The organism is Mycobacterium sp. C31M (genome assembly GCF_053345865.1).
Genome location: NZ_JBKFAX010000012.1, coordinates 181,026 through 197,288, shown reverse-complemented (window position 1 = coordinate 197,288; position 16,263 = coordinate 181,026). Strand labels below are relative to the sequence as shown.

14 protein-coding genes and 2 pseudogenes are annotated in these 16,263 nt (G+C 64.5%); 14 read left to right on the top strand and 2 right to left on the bottom strand.

Annotated features, from left to right (window positions below; genetic code table 11):
* Positions 1-6 precede the first annotated feature (6 nt).
* The 6 genes and pseudogenes from ACLBYA_RS19555 to ACLBYA_RS19530 all read left to right on the top strand — a co-directional run.
* On the top strand, positions 7-261 hold the full coding sequence (locus ACLBYA_RS19555) for a hypothetical protein (RefSeq protein WP_149443017.1): 255 nt from the start codon (positions 7-9) through the stop codon (positions 259-261).
* Positions 258-1,466, top strand: a complete 1,209-nt coding sequence (locus ACLBYA_RS19550) for an acetyl-CoA C-acetyltransferase (protein ID WP_447711085.1) — start codon at positions 258-260, stop codon at positions 1,464-1,466. Before ACLBYA_RS19555 ends, ACLBYA_RS19550 begins: the two co-directional genes overlap by 4 nt.
* Positions 1,463-2,818 carry an OB-fold domain-containing protein gene (locus tag ACLBYA_RS19545; protein WP_447711084.1) on the top strand — a complete coding sequence of 452 codons (1,356 nt, stop codon included), beginning with the start codon at positions 1,463-1,465 and terminating at the stop codon, positions 2,816-2,818. Before ACLBYA_RS19550 ends, ACLBYA_RS19545 begins: the two co-directional genes overlap by 4 nt.
* Positions 2,808-4,010 carry an acetyl-CoA acetyltransferase gene (locus ACLBYA_RS19540; protein WP_447711083.1) on the top strand — a complete coding sequence of 401 codons (1,203 nt, stop codon included), beginning with the start codon at positions 2,808-2,810 and terminating at the stop codon, positions 4,008-4,010. The genes ACLBYA_RS19545 and ACLBYA_RS19540 overlap by 11 nt, the downstream gene beginning before the upstream one ends.
* 379 nt (positions 4,011-4,389) lie before the next feature.
* Positions 4,390-5,001 carry a TetR/AcrR family transcriptional regulator gene (locus ACLBYA_RS19535; protein WP_447711082.1) on the top strand — a complete coding sequence of 204 codons (612 nt, stop codon included), beginning with the start codon at positions 4,390-4,392 and terminating at the stop codon, positions 4,999-5,001.
* Between the two features lie 47 nt (positions 5,002-5,048).
* A pseudogene (locus tag ACLBYA_RS19530) lies at positions 5,049-5,572 on the top strand (thiolase C-terminal domain-containing protein); the annotation flags it as partial.
* Between the two features lie 138 nt (positions 5,573-5,710).
* On the opposite strand, the gene ACLBYA_RS19525 reads toward ACLBYA_RS19530, so the two are convergent.
* Complete coding sequence (locus tag ACLBYA_RS19525; RefSeq protein WP_447711081.1) at positions 5,711-6,775, bottom strand: phosphotransferase; 1,065 nt, start codon at positions 6,773-6,775, stop codon at positions 5,711-5,713.
* A 91-nt stretch (positions 6,776-6,866) separates the two neighbouring features.
* On the opposite strand from ACLBYA_RS19525, the gene ACLBYA_RS19520 reads away from it, so the two are divergent.
* The 7 genes and pseudogenes from ACLBYA_RS19520 to ACLBYA_RS19490 all read left to right on the top strand — a co-directional run bounded on the left by ACLBYA_RS19520 (position 6,867) and on the right by ACLBYA_RS19490 (position 14,096).
* Positions 6,867-7,691: an SDR family NAD(P)-dependent oxidoreductase gene (locus ACLBYA_RS19520; protein WP_447711080.1), complete on the top strand. Its 825-nt coding sequence runs from the start codon at positions 6,867-6,869 to the stop codon at positions 7,689-7,691.
* The gene (locus tag ACLBYA_RS19515) at positions 7,688-8,092 is read left to right on the top strand and encodes a nuclear transport factor 2 family protein (protein ID WP_447711079.1); all 405 of its coding nucleotides are present in this window, start codon (positions 7,688-7,690) and stop codon (positions 8,090-8,092) included. Before ACLBYA_RS19520 ends, ACLBYA_RS19515 begins: the two co-directional genes overlap by 4 nt.
* On the top strand, positions 8,089-9,132 hold the full coding sequence (locus ACLBYA_RS19510; protein ID WP_447711078.1) for a TIGR03857 family LLM class F420-dependent oxidoreductase: 1,044 nt from the start codon (positions 8,089-8,091) through the stop codon (positions 9,130-9,132). Before ACLBYA_RS19515 ends, ACLBYA_RS19510 begins: the two co-directional genes overlap by 4 nt.
* Before the next feature lie 407 nt (positions 9,133-9,539).
* Positions 9,540-9,698, top strand: a pseudogene (locus ACLBYA_RS19505) (helix-turn-helix domain-containing protein); the annotation flags it as partial.
* Between the two features lie 171 nt (positions 9,699-9,869).
* Complete coding sequence (locus tag ACLBYA_RS19500) at positions 9,870-10,730, top strand: SDR family NAD(P)-dependent oxidoreductase (protein WP_447711077.1); 861 nt, start codon at positions 9,870-9,872, stop codon at positions 10,728-10,730.
* A gap of 7 nt (positions 10,731-10,737) precedes the next feature.
* Positions 10,738-12,387, top strand: coding sequence for a class I adenylate-forming enzyme family protein (locus tag ACLBYA_RS19495; RefSeq protein ID WP_447711076.1), 1,650 nt, complete (start codon positions 10,738-10,740; stop codon positions 12,385-12,387).
* 113 nt (positions 12,388-12,500) lie between these two features.
* The gene (locus tag ACLBYA_RS19490; protein ID WP_447711121.1) at positions 12,501-14,096 is read left to right on the top strand and encodes a class I adenylate-forming enzyme family protein; all 1,596 of its coding nucleotides are present in this window, start codon (positions 12,501-12,503) and stop codon (positions 14,094-14,096) included.
* A gap of 10 nt (positions 14,097-14,106) precedes the next feature.
* Here the strand turns inward: ACLBYA_RS19490 and ACLBYA_RS19485 are convergent, their stop codons facing one another.
* Positions 14,107-15,144, bottom strand: coding sequence for an MBL fold metallo-hydrolase (locus ACLBYA_RS19485; RefSeq protein WP_447711075.1), 1,038 nt, complete (start codon positions 15,142-15,144; stop codon positions 14,107-14,109).
* Positions 15,145-15,291: 147 nt separating this feature from the next.
* Here ACLBYA_RS19485 and ACLBYA_RS19480 point away from each other — a divergent pair, with 147 nt between their 5' ends.
* Positions 15,292-16,257, top strand: a complete 966-nt coding sequence (locus ACLBYA_RS19480) for a DUF7065 domain-containing protein (RefSeq protein WP_447711074.1) — start codon at positions 15,292-15,294, stop codon at positions 16,255-16,257.
* Positions 16,258-16,263: the final 6 nt, after the last annotated feature.

The window sequence follows — 16,263 nt, the reverse complement described above, 5'->3', positions numbered from 1 at the left end:
AGCAGCATGGGCATCCAATTCGACGGAACGGCGCCGGTGACCATTCCCGGTGTCGGCGCGGTCATCGGCAGCGAGTTCGCCGAGGTCGCGGTCAGCATCGACGATCAGGCGAATGCACCGCGACTCAAAGTCGAGGATCTGCGCACCGGTCGCGTCCGCTACCTCGACGCGCTCGAACTCGAGACAATCGTCTGGCTGCCTGATGAGCGGCTCAACAGCCTGCTCGATCCCTCAGCCGATCGCTGGCGAGGTGACGAATGAGACGCGCCGCCATCGTCGCACCTTTGCGGACACCGGTCGGCGCCTTCGGCGGTAGCCTACTGCCGCTGCGTGCGGAGGACCTCGCCGCGCGGGTGATCACAGAAGTCGTCGCGCGCAGCGGCGTGGCACCGGATGTCATCGAGGACGTGGTCTTCGCGCAGTCCTACGCCAACTCCGAAGCGCCGTGCATCGGGCGGTGGGCGGCGTTGCACGCCGGCCTGCCGATCAGTGTGTCGGGGCTGCAGATCGATCGCCGTTGCGGCGGTGGTCTGCAGGCGGTGATCACGGCGGCGATGACCGTGCAGACCGGGGCCGCTGACGTGGTGATCGCCGGTGGTGTCGAGTCCATGAGCAACATCGAGCACTACACCACCACTGCGCGGTGGGGATCGCGGTCGGGCAACCAGGTGCTCTACGACCGACTGGACCGCGGTCGCGAGATGTCGCAGCCGGCATGGCGATTCGGCGCAATCAGCGGGATGATCGAGACAGCGGAGAACCTCGCCGAGGACTACGGTATCGACCGCGCCGCCGCCGACGAGTTCGCGGTCCGCAGCCATGCCAGGGCGCACGTCGCCCAGCAATCCGGCGTGTTCGACGAGGAGGTCGTGGCAGTCGAGGTTCCGCAGCGACGCGGCGAACCGGTCGTTGTCGCCCGCGACGAGGGCATCAGGCCCACCACCACAGTCGACACGCTGGCCAAACTGCGCAGCATCCAGACCGGTGGCACGGTCACGGCGGGAAACTCCAGTCAGCAGAATGACGCCGCGGCCGCCTGTCTGGTCGTCGCCGAGGATCGGCTGGAGTCCCTCGGCCTGGAACCGATCGGCTACCTCGAGGGGTGGGCGGCAATCGGGTGTGAACCGTCCCGAATGGGGATCGGACCGGTCGGCGCCACCGAGAAGCTCTTCGCCCGAACCGGGCTCGCCTTCGACGACCTGGCATTGATCGAGATCAACGAGGCCTTCGCAGTGCAGGTGCTGGCGGTCCTGTCCGGCTGGGGTCTCAAACTCGACGATGTCGAAGACCGGTTGAACGTCAACGGATCCGGAATCTCGCTCGGCCATCCCATCGGCGCGACCGGGGTCCGCATCCTGACCACCATGCTGCATGAGCTGCGGCGCCGTGGTGGCGGATTGGCCCTCGAGACCATGTGCATCGGCGGCGGACAGGGCCTTGCCGCGGTGTTCCGGGGTGCATTGTGAGCGCCGCGCTGCTCGGCTATGCCAGCTACCTCCCGCGGCATCGGCTTGCCGGTCCGTCCATCGGACTACGTAAAGGTGACCGGGTGGTCGCGTCCTACGACGAAGACTCCACCACCATGGCGGTCGCGGCGGCGACCGCCGCACTGGCGCCCGGAGCAGTGCCCGCAGCGGTGTATCTTGCCACCAGCTCGCCTGCCTATGCCGACAAGACGAACGCCACCGCGGTCCACGCCGCCCTGGGCCTGCCGAGCGAGGTGTTCGCCGCGGATCTGTGCGGCACCGGCCGCAGCACCATTGCAGGCCTGAAGCTCGCGGCGCAGACCGGCGGACTCGTGGTGGCGGCCGACGTGCGTGTCGGTAAACCGGGATCTGCCGACGAGAAGACCGGCGGCGACGGTGCCGCCGCCGCCTGGTTCGGAGACGGCGAGCCGATTGCGGAGATCCTGGCGGTCCGGTCGCAATCGGCCGAGTTCCTGGACCGGTGGCGGGATCCCGCGTCGCCAACGGGGCAGCAGTGGGAGGAGCGCTTCGGCGCCGACCGCTACGGTTCGTTGATCCGATCGACCGCACAGTCCGCGCTCGACGATGCCGGACTCGCCGACGCCGACCATGTCGTCGTGGCGTGCCCGAACACTGCCGTCATCAAGCGCGCCGCAACCTTGGTCAAGGCACAGAAGTCGGTTTCGACGTCGCCCATCGGGCACGCCGGCGCCGCCGACGCGCTGATCGCACTGGCGGGTGTGCTCGACGTGGCCGAGCCAGGGGACAGCATCGTCGTGATCTCCGCCGTCGACGGGTGCGATGTGGTCGTGCTGCGGGCCACCACCGCGCTGCCTGCGCACCGCCAGGCCAGGTCGCTGGCGGCCCAGCGGTCGGCCGGCCTGCCCGTGGACCACCTGACCTACCTGTCGTGGCGCGGTCTGGTCACGCTGGAAGCGCCGCGCCGCCCCGAACCGGAACGCGCCGCGGCGCCGCCCGCCGGGCGTTCCGAGCGATGGAAGTTCGGATTCACCGGATCATGTTGCACCGCATGTGGATTCACCCACCTGCCACCACTGCGGATGTGCCGTGCCTGCAACACCCTGGATGCAATGGACGCAGTACCGGTGGCGCCCCTGACCGGGACGGTCGTCACCTACACGGTGGACCGGTTGGCCTTCTCGCCGTCGCCGCCGATGGTGCAGGCCGTGATCGACATCGACGGCGGGGGACGGTGCACCCTGGAGGTCGCCGACGCCCGGCCCGAAGATCTCAAAGTCGGTGCGCGGGTGCGGTTCTCCTTCCGGCGACTGTTCACCGCCGGCGGCGTGCACGACTACTTCTGGAAGGCGGTGCAAGACGATGCCCAGTAACGGAATTGCCGGCAAGGTCGCGGTGGTGGCCATGGGCTGCAGCAAATTCGGGGAGCGGTGGGACTCCTCGACGGACGACCTCATCATCGAGGCGTACCAGGAATGCCTGGGTTCGCTGCCCGGCTTCAACCGTGACGACGTGGACGCCTACTGGCTGGGAACGCTGAGTTCGGGGCTCGGCGGACTGACGCTGAGCCGGGCGATCGGCAGCGACGACAAACCGGTGACCCGGGTGGAGAACTTCTGTGCCACCGGTTCCGAGGCTTTCCGCAATGCCTCGTATGCGGTCGCGGCGGGCGCCTATGACATCGTGATGGCCGTCGGCGTAGAGAAACTCAAGGACTCCGGGTACTCCGGTCTGCTGCGCCAGGATCCGCCGGGTGACGGTACGGCCCCGGAGATCTCCATGACCGCTCCGGCCGCCTTCTCGCTGCTCGACCCGGCCTACTGCGACCGCTACGGGGTACACCCGGATGAGATGCGGGCCGCCATGACGCATGTCGCCTGGAAGAACCACGACAACGGCACCCGTAATCCGAAGGCGCAGTTCCGTTCTCCGGTCGCGCGGGAGACGATCGACGGGGCACCGAAGGTGGCCGGCCGGTTGGGTGTGTTCGACTGCTCCGGGGTGTCCGACGGTGCGGCGTGTGCACTGATCGTGCCTGCGGAGAGGGCGTATGACTTCACCGACCGGCCGATGTTCGTCGAAGGGCTTTCCCTGGTTGCGGGTTCGACGCGCGGATCGATGGATTCGGCGTTTGACTACACGACCTTTCCGGAGGTGGTGAAAGCCGCCAAGGACGCGTACGCGCAGGCTGGAATCGAGCGGCCGGCGCAGCAGCTCTCGATGGCCGAGGTGCATGACTGTTTCACTCCCACCGAGATCGTCCTGATGGAGGATTTGGGTTTCTCGGAGACCGGACATGCCTGGAAAGATGTGCTGGGCGGCGATTTCGACGCCAATGGCCGGCTGCCGATCAACCCCGACGGTGGACTCAAGTCGTTCGGCCATCCTGTCGGGGCGAGTGGTCTGCGGATGCTGTACGAGGCGTGGCTGCAGTTCCGCGGCGAAGCGGGTGAGCGTCAGCTCGCCGACCCGCACACCGCGCTCACCCACAATCTCGGCGGCCGTCCCGGCGGATGTGTGTCGTTCGTATCGATCGTCACCAACGAGCTCCGACGCAGGGGATGAGGCCCGCCGTCACCCGGTGACGTCGCGGCCGGTGAGCTTGCGGGCAACGATCCAGCCCCGACGACGATGTAGTCAGCAGTTCCCTGGTGCTTCACGCCAACTCCCCTCCACACCTCATGCCGGAGCGCAAGTGTTGTGAGCACTCATCTCTAGCAGTGCTCACCCCGTGTTGTGGCACCACTGGCGTGAGATCGACTCGCACAAGAAGACCCACGGGCGGGAGTCCCAACGGGCACGCCTGGAGGTGACAGATCGATCTGAACTGCTGACGCTGGCGCACGGCTGAGTTCCGGTAGGCTGCCGAAAGGGATTTCTTCTCTAGACTCATCAGCATGCACACTCGGGATTGCCCGCAGACGTCGGCGGGCGGGCGGCCACGATGAGCGCCCCGTCGCGACGTTCCCAGCGCGAGCGGGTCGAGGAATCCTCGCGCCGACTCGCCGAGGCAGCAATCGAGCTGATTGCCGAGAAGGGGTACAGCAACACCACCGCACAGGAGATCGGAATCCGAGCCGGGTACAGCCGCGCCATGGTGCGCGAGCGGTTCGGATCGAAGGCGGCGTTACTCGAAGCTGTCCTTCGCGACTACGAAGGCCGCATCGAAGTACCGCAAGACCCTCGAACTTCGGGTTCGCAACGGGCACTTGCCCCGATCCTGGCCCTGCGTGATTTTGCAGCTGAGGATCCACGGCTGCTACGGGCGGTGTTGAGCCTGAACTTCGAAGCGGTGCATGACCATGACTTTCTGCGCGAGCGCATCCAGGGTTGGCTCACACGATTGCAGTGCGGTGTTCGCTGCGCCATCACCGACGGGAAGGTCGACGGCTCCATTTCGAACTTGTCGGACGCAGAGGAAGTTGCTTCGGAATTGCTCGCCACCGGTATCGGCTACGCCTACGCCTGGATCCTAGACCCGAGCGGCTATGACTTCGAAGGTGCGTTGACGCGTTGGCACGACCGCCTCGTCACACGACTGACCGGCCCCGCATAGCAGCGCTACAAAGGCTTTGTCTGCTGCAGAGGGCACAAGGCGGGACCGCCGCGGCTTACACGGACAGGCCGATGTACGTCATGGGGCTGTCACACTCGTCGCTGGGTCAGGCCGCGGCTCGATGGATTCCGAGTACGACTGCACGACCTTCCCAGAAGTGGTCCGCTCAGCCCGAGATGCATACCAGCAGGCTGGAATCGATGATGCCAACCGGCAGTTTTCGCTGGCGGAGGTACACGACTGCTTCACGCCCACGGAATTGATTCTGATGGAAGACCTCGGCTTCCCCGATTCGGGCCGTGCCGTCAGGGATTCATTGGCGGGCGAGTTCGATGCAGACGGAAGCCTGCGCGTACATCCTGACGGGGGTCTGAAGTCCTTCGAACATTCAGTCGGCGCCAGTGGACTGCGCATGGTTGACAAGGCATGGCTTCAGTTCCAGGGCAAGGCGGGCCTTCGGCAGATATCTGCTGCGCGTACGGCGTTGACCCACAACCTCGGTGGTCGCCCCGGCGGGTGCGTCTCCTTGGTGTCCATCGTCGACGCTGCCCTTGGCAGCGTCAAGCGCTGAGCGTTATTGATTCCAGTGGTCGTGCGGTCCGCTTTCGGAGCGGAGAAGATGCCCTCGCAGTCTGCGGGCGGGGCAACGCCATAGTCCGGGGAGAGCGCTCTCCCCCGGTCGGCGAACGCCCCGCCGCAGTGTTGGCGTTCAGTCCGTCGCCGGCAAGGCCCGTACGGCGGTTACCGCGTCGGTGTCGGCGATGATCGCAAAGCTACGTTCCATCAGAACCTGAAGCAGCTCTTGACCTCTCGCGTTCAGTGTCGGCCAGGAGATCATGGCCAGCAGCGGTAGGGCGATTTGCGCGACGACGGCGATCTGGAACTGCTGCCATGCCTGGTCGAATGGGTAGTCGATTCCGGAGTCGGCCAGAGTTTGGACGTAGCGGGCGACCAGATCCCGTTCGCGTCCACCGCGTTCCTGCGGGGTCAGTCCTTGACCGACGAGATAGGCCACATCCCACATGCCGCATCCGCGACCCGCGAACTGATAGTCGACGGTGACATGCGGGCCCGTCTCGCCGAAGAACAGGTTGTCGGCCCGCAGATCGCCGTTGACCAGTGTGACCGGCTCGGCGAGCGCGCCGAGGAGTCTGGGTGCCAGCTCGGAGTACTCCTGGAGCATCTCCGCCAATCCGTCTGGGGCGCTTGCGCGCCCATACTCGAGATAGATCGGCCAACCAGCCGCGGTGCCGACACTGAAGAGTCCCGCCATGCGGGCGTCGTCGATTAAGAGGAACGCCGCGTTTGCGGTGGCAGCGGATGTCAAATCCCAGCCCCAGGCGTGAAAGGCTGCCAGTTCGTCCAGCACGGCGCGTGCTCGGTCGATGCTCAGGCCCGCGAGGTGGTCGGCATTGTCGAGTTCGGCGAGGTCTTCCATGACGATGATGAATTCGCCGGTGTCGGCATCGAACTCCGCGAAGTATGTGCGCGGTGCACTGACGGGGGCAGTGGGCGCCACTTCGTTGTAGAACGCCACCTCCCGCTCGTACAGCCGGATCGATGCTGCCAGCTCGAGATAGGCAGGATGGTCGGTCGGCCACTTGACAACTATCGTTGCCGGGCCGTCACTTTCGAGGTCAAGATGGGCGCGGTACAAGAAGGATGCGAATCCGACTCCTTCGGCGATCCGTTCCAACCGAACGGTGCTGATGCGCGACCCATGTGCGACGGCTCCAGCGGAGATGAGGACGTCGGTCAACCAGTCGGCGGTCAACTCGGACGCGGTGCGAGGAAATCGGGAGATTGTTGAAGTCATATTAGAAAAGTAGTTGTTAACTTGTGTGCAAGCAAGTAAGAATGTGGTCATGGTTACACAACGATTGAAGATCGCGGGCAGTCGCGCCCTCGTCACCGGCGCCAGCAGGGGGATAGGCGCCGACCTGGCTCGCGGCCTGCGGCGCTCCGGCGCGACCGTTGCCTTGGTCGCGCGCCCCTCGAACGGGTTGTTCGCCTTGGCCGACGAGCTGGGAGCCGCTGCGTATCCCACGGATCTCACCGACCACCATGCCGTAGGTGGACTGCTGGATCTCGTCGAGGCCGACGGTCCGATCGACATCCTGGTCAACAATGCCGGCGACGAGAAGGTCGGCCGGTTCGACGAGATGTCCTCCGACACGTTGGACTTCATTCTCGATCTGAATGTCCGCGCGGTGGTGGAGCTGACGCGGCAGGCGGTACCGCGGATGGCGGAGCGGAGTCGCGGACACGTCGTGAACATCTCCTCGTTCGGCGGCGTCATCTGTCCGCCCAATCTGGCGGTCTACGCGGCGACGAAGGCGTTCATCACTCATCTGACGGTCAACCTCGCCGCCGAATTCCATGATTCGCCGGTGGGTTTCACCAAGGTGGAGATCGGTGAGGTCTCCGATACCGGACTGATGGAGAAGGGGCGGACCGATCCAGTCTTCACCGCGCTGGTGCAACGGCTGTACCGGTTGCACCTGAGCAGATTGATCTCACCGGCCGAGATCACCAATGCAACGTTGGCGGCGATCGAGAATGGGCGGCTGTCCGTACGGCTGCCCCGGCGTATCGGCATCAGCTCGTACCTGGCCGATGCGCCGCGGGCTCTGAGCATCCTGGCGGCGCGGGACCTGCGCCGCAAGCAACTAACGGAGGTCGTCCAGTGACCGCATCGAATGTCAGCCCGAAGACAGTCATCGAACGCTACAACTACGAGCTCTGGAACGAACAGAACTACGCCGCCGGCGAGGAGATCATCGGCGAGCAGATCGTGCGCAACACCCCGGGCGGACGAACGGTGCTCACGCACGATCAAGCAATTCAGCGCGTGCGCGACATGTGGGCGGGGGTCCAGAGCGTGCGCTTCACGTTGTTGCGCATGGTCGCCGACGACGAACTCTGCTCGATCGTCTATCAGGCCGACATCGTCACGCCCGACGGCTCCACCGACGTCGTCGCCTCAGTGGAGGTCTACCGCGTCGTGGAGGGCCGCATCGTCGAGGTGTGGAACCCATGCGTATACGACCACGACCGGTGGCCTGAACTGTCCAAGGTGACACCCGCATGACCACGATCAATCGTCCGGAGCTCGGCTTCTATGCCCTTGGCGGTCAACCGGCGTCGCCGCGGGTGATCGTCGACGAGATCCGACAAGCCGAGGCCCTGGGGCTGGGCCACGCGTTCATCTCCGAGCGCTTCAATACCAAGGAGGCCTGCTCGTTGTCCGGTGCAGCCGCCGCGGTATCGGAGTCCATCGGAATCGCGACTGGTGCGACCAATCACAACACCCGCCATCCCATGGTGACCGCTGCCTATGCGCTGACGATGCATGGGCTCAGCGGGGGCCGCTTCACGTTGGGCATCGGCCGCGGCGTGCCGCCGCTGCAAGATGCCTTTGGGATGCCCCGTATAACGACAGCGCAGATGGAGGACTTCGTCGGGGTCATGCGGCGACTGTTCCGGGGGGAGACGATCGTCGGCCACGACGGCCCGATCGGGAAATTCCCCGCGTTGCGACTGGGTCAGGATTACGACGTCGACATCCCCATCGGCATGGTGGCATTCGCACCGAATTCGCTCGAGTTGGCCGGCCGGGTAATGGATCAGGTCATCTTGCACACCTTCTTCACCGACGAGACGCTGGCCCGGTGCGTGAAGACGGTGAAGTCCAGCGCCGAACGCGCCGGTCGCAATCCGGACGACGTCAAGGTGTGGTCCTGCCTGGCGACCATAGGGGATCACATCCCCGAGGAAATGCGGCTGCGGAAGCTCGTGGGCCGGCTTGCCACCTACCTTCAGGGCTACGGAGACCTGATGGTGCGCACGAACCGCTGGGATCCTCAAGTTCTGCAACGTTTCCGGGATGACGAAGTCGTTCAGAGTTTCAGTAAGGGTGGGTTGCAGGTGATCGACAGCTCGACCACGACCGTCGAGCAACTTGAGCACATTGCGGCGCTGCTGCCCCCGGAGTGGACCGCTCCGGCGGCGATGGGCAGCGTGCAGTCCTGCGTCGCCACCATCCGCGAGCAGCTCGCACTCGGGGCCGACGGTGTCATCCTGCACGGCGCTACTCCCACCGAACTGGGGCCGATCCTGGCTGCCTACTAGACGGAATCCCCGGGGCGCGAGGGGGAGTTCGGAAGTCTACTGTGACGATTCTTCTGAGACGGCCTTCACGGCCTCCATTACTTGGTGGCCCAGTGAGTTGACTTGTTCGGGTGTCAGTGGACGTAACGGCGATACACCGATGATCAATGCAACGTGGCGGTGTCGCTCGAATATCGATGCGGTAGTGGTGGTGATGGGTTGCGCGCGGTGTGCTGGACCGGCGTCCGGCAGAACGTCACCGATGATCGTCCCACGCGGCGAATCCACCAGGGGGTTGCCCGGGAGGTGCATCGGACACCTGCAATCGGCGGCGCAGCGCCCCACCGCAGATCGCGATGACCACATCATTGACCGTCACACCGAAGGCTTTCTTGACTGCTTTGACAACACGCAGCGAGACGGATCTGAAGGCGACCGCAGACGAGCAGCACCTGCACGTGAATTCCGTCAAGTACCGGGTACAGCGGGCTGTGGAACGACGCGGTCGTGACATCGCTGCGGATCGGTTGGACGTCGAGGTGGCGCTGTTCCTCGCCGACTGGTTCGGAGAGGCAGTGCTCGCCTGATCGGCGGTCGGTTGACCTTCTAGGCATTGTTCGACACCAGCCGGGTCGCGACCGCGTCGCAAGAGTGCTGTGCTGCAACATAAGAACACCAGATCGATAGGACCGTGCTTGACTTTGATGGCGTTTTTAACCAAGATTCAACACATCACACAGTTGAGCTGAGGAGCGCGCGTGTCCGGAGTTGAAGACAAGGTTGTCGTTGTAACCGGTGCCGGAGGCGGCCTGGGCCGCTCGTACGCACAGTTCCTGGCCGCCAATGGTGCGCTTGTCGTCGTCAATGACCTTGGTGGAGCCCGCGACGGGTCCGGCGCTTCCACGCAGGCTGCCGACACCGTGGTCGAGGAGATTCGCAGCGCCGGTGGCCGTGCGGTGGCCAACTACGATTCGGTCGCAGACGCAGCCGGTGCCGAGGCGATCATCGCCACCGCGGTGAAGGAATTCGGGACGGTGCACGGCGTCATCAGCAACGCCGGCATCCTGCGTGACGGAGCCTTTCACAAGATGGCCCCGGAAAGCTGGAATGCGGTCCAGCAGGTTCATCTCTACGGTGGATTCAACGTCATCAGAGCGGCCTGGCCGATCTTCCGTGAGCAGGGTTTCGGGCGCATTGTCGTGGCGACCTCGACCAGTGGCCTCTACGGCAACTTCGGTCAGGCCAACTATGGTGCGGCCAAGGCAGGTCTGGTCGGACTGATCAACACACTGGCGATCGAGGGTGCAAAGTACTCCATCACCGCCAACGCGATCGCCCCGCTGGCGGCCACCCGGATGACCGAGGACATCGCTCCCCAGGAGCTACTCGACAAGTTGGACCCCGAACTGGTCGCGCCGGCAGTGGGCTACCTGGTTTCCGAGGAGAACCAGGACACCGCATCGGTGTTCGTCGCCGGTGGCGGGCTGGTGCAGCGGGTGGCCCAGTTCCAGAATGACGGCGTGACCTTCACCAAGCCGCCCAGCCTGGCTGAGATCGGTACGCAGTGGTCACAGATCAACGACATGTCCGGTGCCAAGCTCGGTAGCAACCCGATCTGAGCGACCGATGACCGCCCCGCTGGAACCAACCCTGGACGTGGGCGTGGGCCCGCGGGCCCACCGGCCACCGGACCTGTCCGTGCCGCTGGTCGACTACACCGTCGGGCAACTGCTTGCCCTGCGTGCCACTGATCATCCGGATCGGGAGGCCCTGGTCGGAGTTCGGCACGGCAGTTCGGGTGAGTACGTGCGACTCACCTACGCGGGGCTCTTCGACGAGGCGGCCCGAGTGGCCGAGAGGCTCTCCGCTCTTGTCGATCGCGGCGAACTCGTGGCGCTGTGGGCGCCGAACGTCGTCGAGTGGACGGTCATTCAGTACGGCGCAGCCTTGGCCGGTGTCGTCCTGGTGGCGCTCAACCCGGTCCTTCGGGCCGACGAACTGGATTATGCGCTTCGGCACAGTCGTGCACGAGTGCTGTTGCACGCCGATGTCAGCCGGGACTACCAGATGGCCGAGGTCGCCGAACGAGTGTGCGCTGAGATCCCCGGCGTCCGTCGGATCTCCTTGTCGCAGCAGAACGAATGGAAAGCCGAAGCGGGTCTTGCGAAGTCCGGCTGGTCCGGTCATCCGAGCGATCCTGACACGCCGGTGATGCTGCAGTACACATCGGGAACAACCGGGCGGCCCAAAGGTGTGCTGTTGACCCATCGGGCGCTGGTCAACGTCGCCAAACTGACCATGGAAGCCACCGGTGTGGCCGACCGGGCGGTCTGTTTCAACCCGCTGCCACTGTTTCATACGGCCGGTTGCGTCATCGCGACGCTCGGGCCGCTGTGGCGCGCGGGCACGGCGATCCTGTGCGAGCGATTCGCGCCGGACGCCGCCTTGGAGAGCTTGGGCCGCGAGCAGGTCTCGGTGTTCTTCTATGTCCCGGCGGTCCTGCAGGCCCTACTGCAGTATCAGCGTGTGTCCGACCTGCCGGCGCCGCGGCTGCAGATCATCATGGGCGGCGCGTCAAACGTATCTGGTGAGTTGATCGACGGCGCTGCAACGGTTTTTGGTGCTGCTGTCTTTAATCTGTATGGGCAGACCGAACTTGCGCCGGTCATCTCTTTGACCCGCCCCGGCGACAGTCGACATGACCAGTTGCACACGGTGGGGCGCCCCCTGCCGCAACTCGAGTGCAAGATCATCGATCCTGTTTCCGGTGCCACCGTCGGCGTCGGGGAGAAGGGCGAGATCTGCGCTCGCGGATACCAGCAGTTTGTCGAGTACCTACACGATCCCGACGCCACAGCACGCGCGCTCGATGGCGAAGGTTTCGTCCGTACCGGTGATTTGGGCACGATGGACAGCCGCGGGTATCTGACCGTGACGGGCAGGCTCAAGGAACTCATCATCCGGGGCGGCGAGAACATCGCTCCTGCAGAGGTGGAGCGGGTCATCGCCCAGCATGACGATGTGGTCGATGTGATCGCGTTGGGCATGCCTGACGAACGCCTGGGCGAGATTGTCGCCGTGGCGTGCCGCGTCACCGACGGTGACAGAATTGGCTTGCGGGACAGTCTGATCGATCATGCAATGCGCGAGTTGCCGGCGTACAAGGTTCCCGCGCGATGGTTTCTGGTCGACGACTTTCCGATAACGCCCACCGGCAAGGTACAGCGCTTTGCCTTGCGTCATGCCGCACTAGCCGAGGAGTTGCCGGAACTGTGAGCGACTCGATCGATTCCCGGCGCCAGGCACTTCGCGACAGATTTCCGGTCTGGCAGCCGACCAGTCTTTCCGGCTGGCTCGACCGATGCGCCACGCAGTATTCGTCCCGCCCAATGGTCTTCGGTGAAGGGACATCGCTCACCTACCGTGAGGTGGCTGAGGAGTCACGCCGATTGGCCGTGGGTCTGATTGCACTGGGGGTCCGTCCGGGTGACCGGGTGGGCATGTTGATGGCAAACTACGCGGAGTTCGTCACCGTGAAGTTCGCGATCGCCCGTGCAGGCGCGGTCGCCGTCCCGTTCAATTATCTCTACCGGGAAGGCGAACTGGCCTTTGTGCTCGCGGATTCCGGATGCCGCGTGCTGGTGACAATGACAGAGTTCGGTTCCCTGGATTACCAGACGATGCTGGACGGAATCGTGCCGAACTGGGACAGTCCCGGCTTTGACACAAGGGCGCGGCAGGTCGACGACGTCCCCGAACTGCGTCACGTCGTGCTGCTCGACACCGGCGGAACTGCCCGAGGTGGTGCGCTCACGGTCGCAGGTCTGTCGGAACGCGGCGGTAGTGAGGTCGCCGGCACGCCCGAGCCCGAGGTGGACCCGACGGCGCCGGGAGACATGCTGTACACGTCGGGCACCACCGGGTCACCCAAGGGGGTGGTGGTCTCACACGATGCGGTGTTGCGGACGGCCTATGCGTCGGCGTTGACACGCGCCTATGAAGACGGTCGTCGTGTCCTGTACTCGCTGCCGTGCTATCACATGTTCGGCTACGTCGAGGGCCTGCTGTCGGTGATGTATGTCGGCGGGGCAGTCATCCTGCAGCCGTTCTTCAGTGCTGAGGGCTACTTCCGTGGCATCGAGACGCACCAGGCAACCGACATCCTGTGCGTTCCGACCATGGCAGTGGCGATGGTCGAAAGCCCGGCGCGGGGCGACTATGATCTGAGCTCTCTGAAAGCCATTCTGTGCGGCTCGGCGCCCGCACCGATATGGCTGTGTAACAAGGTCAGTGAGGACTTCGGCGTCACCGAGATCGTGACCGGCTACGGCATGACCGAATGCGGCGGTGCCATGACGTTGACGTTGCCCGAGGACGACCTTTCGATGACGTCCGACACTGTGGGTAGGCCAAAGCTGGCCGGCGCGGCCGGCGTCCCGGGTGCGGACGCGCTGGTGATCTATCGTGCAGTGGAGTCTGACACCGGCGACGACGTCGCCGTCGATGCAGAGGGCGAATTGATCTCGGCCGGACCGACCACCATGCACGAGTACTGGAATCGGCCGGAAGAGACTGCCCGCACCCTGCGTGACGGCTGGTTGTATTCCGGCGATCTCGGCCGCATTCGAGCTGACGGATATCTTCGGGTCACCGGCCGCAGCAAGGAGCTGTACAAGAGCGGCGGCGAACTGGTGATGCCCAAGGAGATCGAGGATGTGCTGGCCCGCCATCCGGGTATCAGTCAGGTGTTCGCCATCGGGCTGACCGACGATAGGTGGGGTGAGATCGGCTGTGCCGTAATCGTTCCTGCGCCGGACAGCGAGCTCACCGAGGCCGATGTGTTGTCGTTGTGCCGCGAGAAACTCGCCCGCTTCAAGGTGCCGAAGGTGGTGGTGTTCTACCGACCTGAGGATCTCCCCACCACACCTACCGGCAAGATCCAGAAGTTCCGGTTGGTGCAGCAGGTGACAGCCGCTCGTCGGTGAACCCGCGACGTCAGGGAGATGGCGTCAGGGAGAACTGACGGATGCCGTCGTCAAGAGTGCCGGCCAGCATCCCCCGGGCTTCGAGCAGATCGAGGTGGGACTGGACCTCCAGGACAGCCGTCATCCGATGGACGATGTCCAACTCCTCGAGTGTGCGTTCGCGTCGCGTCCACACCATCCTTGCGGCGACGGCCATTGATGTCGTGGCGCCGTCGGCGATCAGATCGCCGACCTCTCGTAGCCGGGTCTCGTGATGGACAAGCAGCTCCTCCGCCCGACTGTGGGTGGTTCGGCCGGTCGAGCCGTGCGCCGGCAGCATTCTTGCGTCTGGAAGCTCAAGCATCAGGCGCAGTGAATCGATATAGGACCGCAGTGGCAACACACCGGGTGCGCGCTCGAAGGCGATCGACGGCGTGATCCGCGGCAACAGGTGGTCGCCGGTGTAGATCACCCCTTGCTGCGCATCTTCGAACACGATGTGTCCTCGAGTGTGTCCCGGTGTCGCACGCACCGTGATGCTGGTGTCGCCGCAGTCGATGACATCACCGTCGTCGAGCCAACGATCCGGATGGGCGAACGGCACGCCGCGTTCGTAGGGCTCCCAACCCAGCGACCCGATCTGGGTTGCGAGTGCGGCCGCACCGGCCTCGATGAGCTTGCCCATCTGGTAAGGATGGACAACATCCGGTTGCTGCAGGAACGCGTCGATGCTGTGCCTTTCGTCCCGCCCGAGCATGAGTTCGATGCCGTATTGGTTTCGCCATTGCACGCCGAGCGAGTAGTGGTCCCAGTGCTGATGGGTCGCCACAATCCGGCGGACATCACCCACGGTGTAACCCAGCGTCGACAGAGCCTGCCGGAGAGCGGTCTCGGATTCGTCATAGGCCCAGCCGGGATCGATCAGCGTCAGTCCGTCCGCGGCCGCGATGACGTAGGCGTTGACGACCTGCAGGTCCGGCAGAGGTAAGGGTAGGGCGACGCAGGCCACTGATTCGGCGATCGCTTCGAGGTTCGTGTTGGTCTGGTCTGTGGCAAATCTGAAGGACATTGCGGATACCCCTACCTGGACCGAGAATGGAATTTAACATAAACTAGAAAACTATGTTAGCCTCGCACTGTCGTGCTGACAAAAGCAAGTCGTTGAAATCGAAGACACATTCAAAAAATGACGAAACGCTGGGAGAGGGATGGCTGCGTGATCACTGCGGTCGATGACTACACCCATGATGTCGGCCCCGAGTCCAACTTCAACGAGTCGATGTACTTCGAGTTTCACGATTCGGTTGCGGGCATCGGCGGTTTCGTCCGGTTGGCGAACCGCCCGAACGAGGGATACGGGGAGCGGACGGTCTGCATCTACCTGCCAGACGGCAGGCTGGGTTTCGGATTCGAGCGGCCGCGGGTGCTCTCGAACGAGGCGATGAACGCCGGCGGCCTGTCGGTGAACGTCGAGCAGCCCATGGAAGCGGTTCAGGTCGCCTTTGTCGGGCAAGTGGCGGTCCTCGACGACCCGCTCGCGATGGAGAACCCGAAAGAGGCGCTGACATCCGCCCCATCCGTCACCGCCCGAGTGGACCTGCACTACCGCGCGCTGGCGCCGGCCCACGAACAGACGTTTGAGGCGGAAGGGCAGAGTTTCGCGCCCAACCACTACGAGCAGCTGTGCGCGGTGTCCGGTCGGATCGAGATTGGCGAACGGCACTTGACGGTTCAGGGTCACGGACTGCGGGACCACTCCTGGGGTCCGCGCTCCTGGCAGGCGCCGTGGTTCTACCGATGGGTGCACGGCACCGCCGGCGACTTCGGTTTCATGGCCGCCTACTTCGGTGACGAGGACGGGTCGAGCCGTCGCGGGGGCTTCGTGTTCGACGAAGGTGCCGTTCACCCCTGCGACGATGTCTCGATCAGTACCGTGCGTGACAGTGCGGGTTTCCAGCAGGTGGTCGACCTTTCGATCACCGCGGGGCAGCGCACGTGGACGCTACGCGGCACAGCCTTGAGCTCGGTGCCGCTGCGACACCGCGGCGCGAACGGGAAGCCCGGGACCCGCATCGTGGAATCGGCGATGGTCTGGCGTCGACCAGATGGGACCGAGCTGCGTGGCATGGCGGAATTTCTCGACCAGATGAACAACGGACAACCCGTGGGAATTCAGTTCTAACAGAAG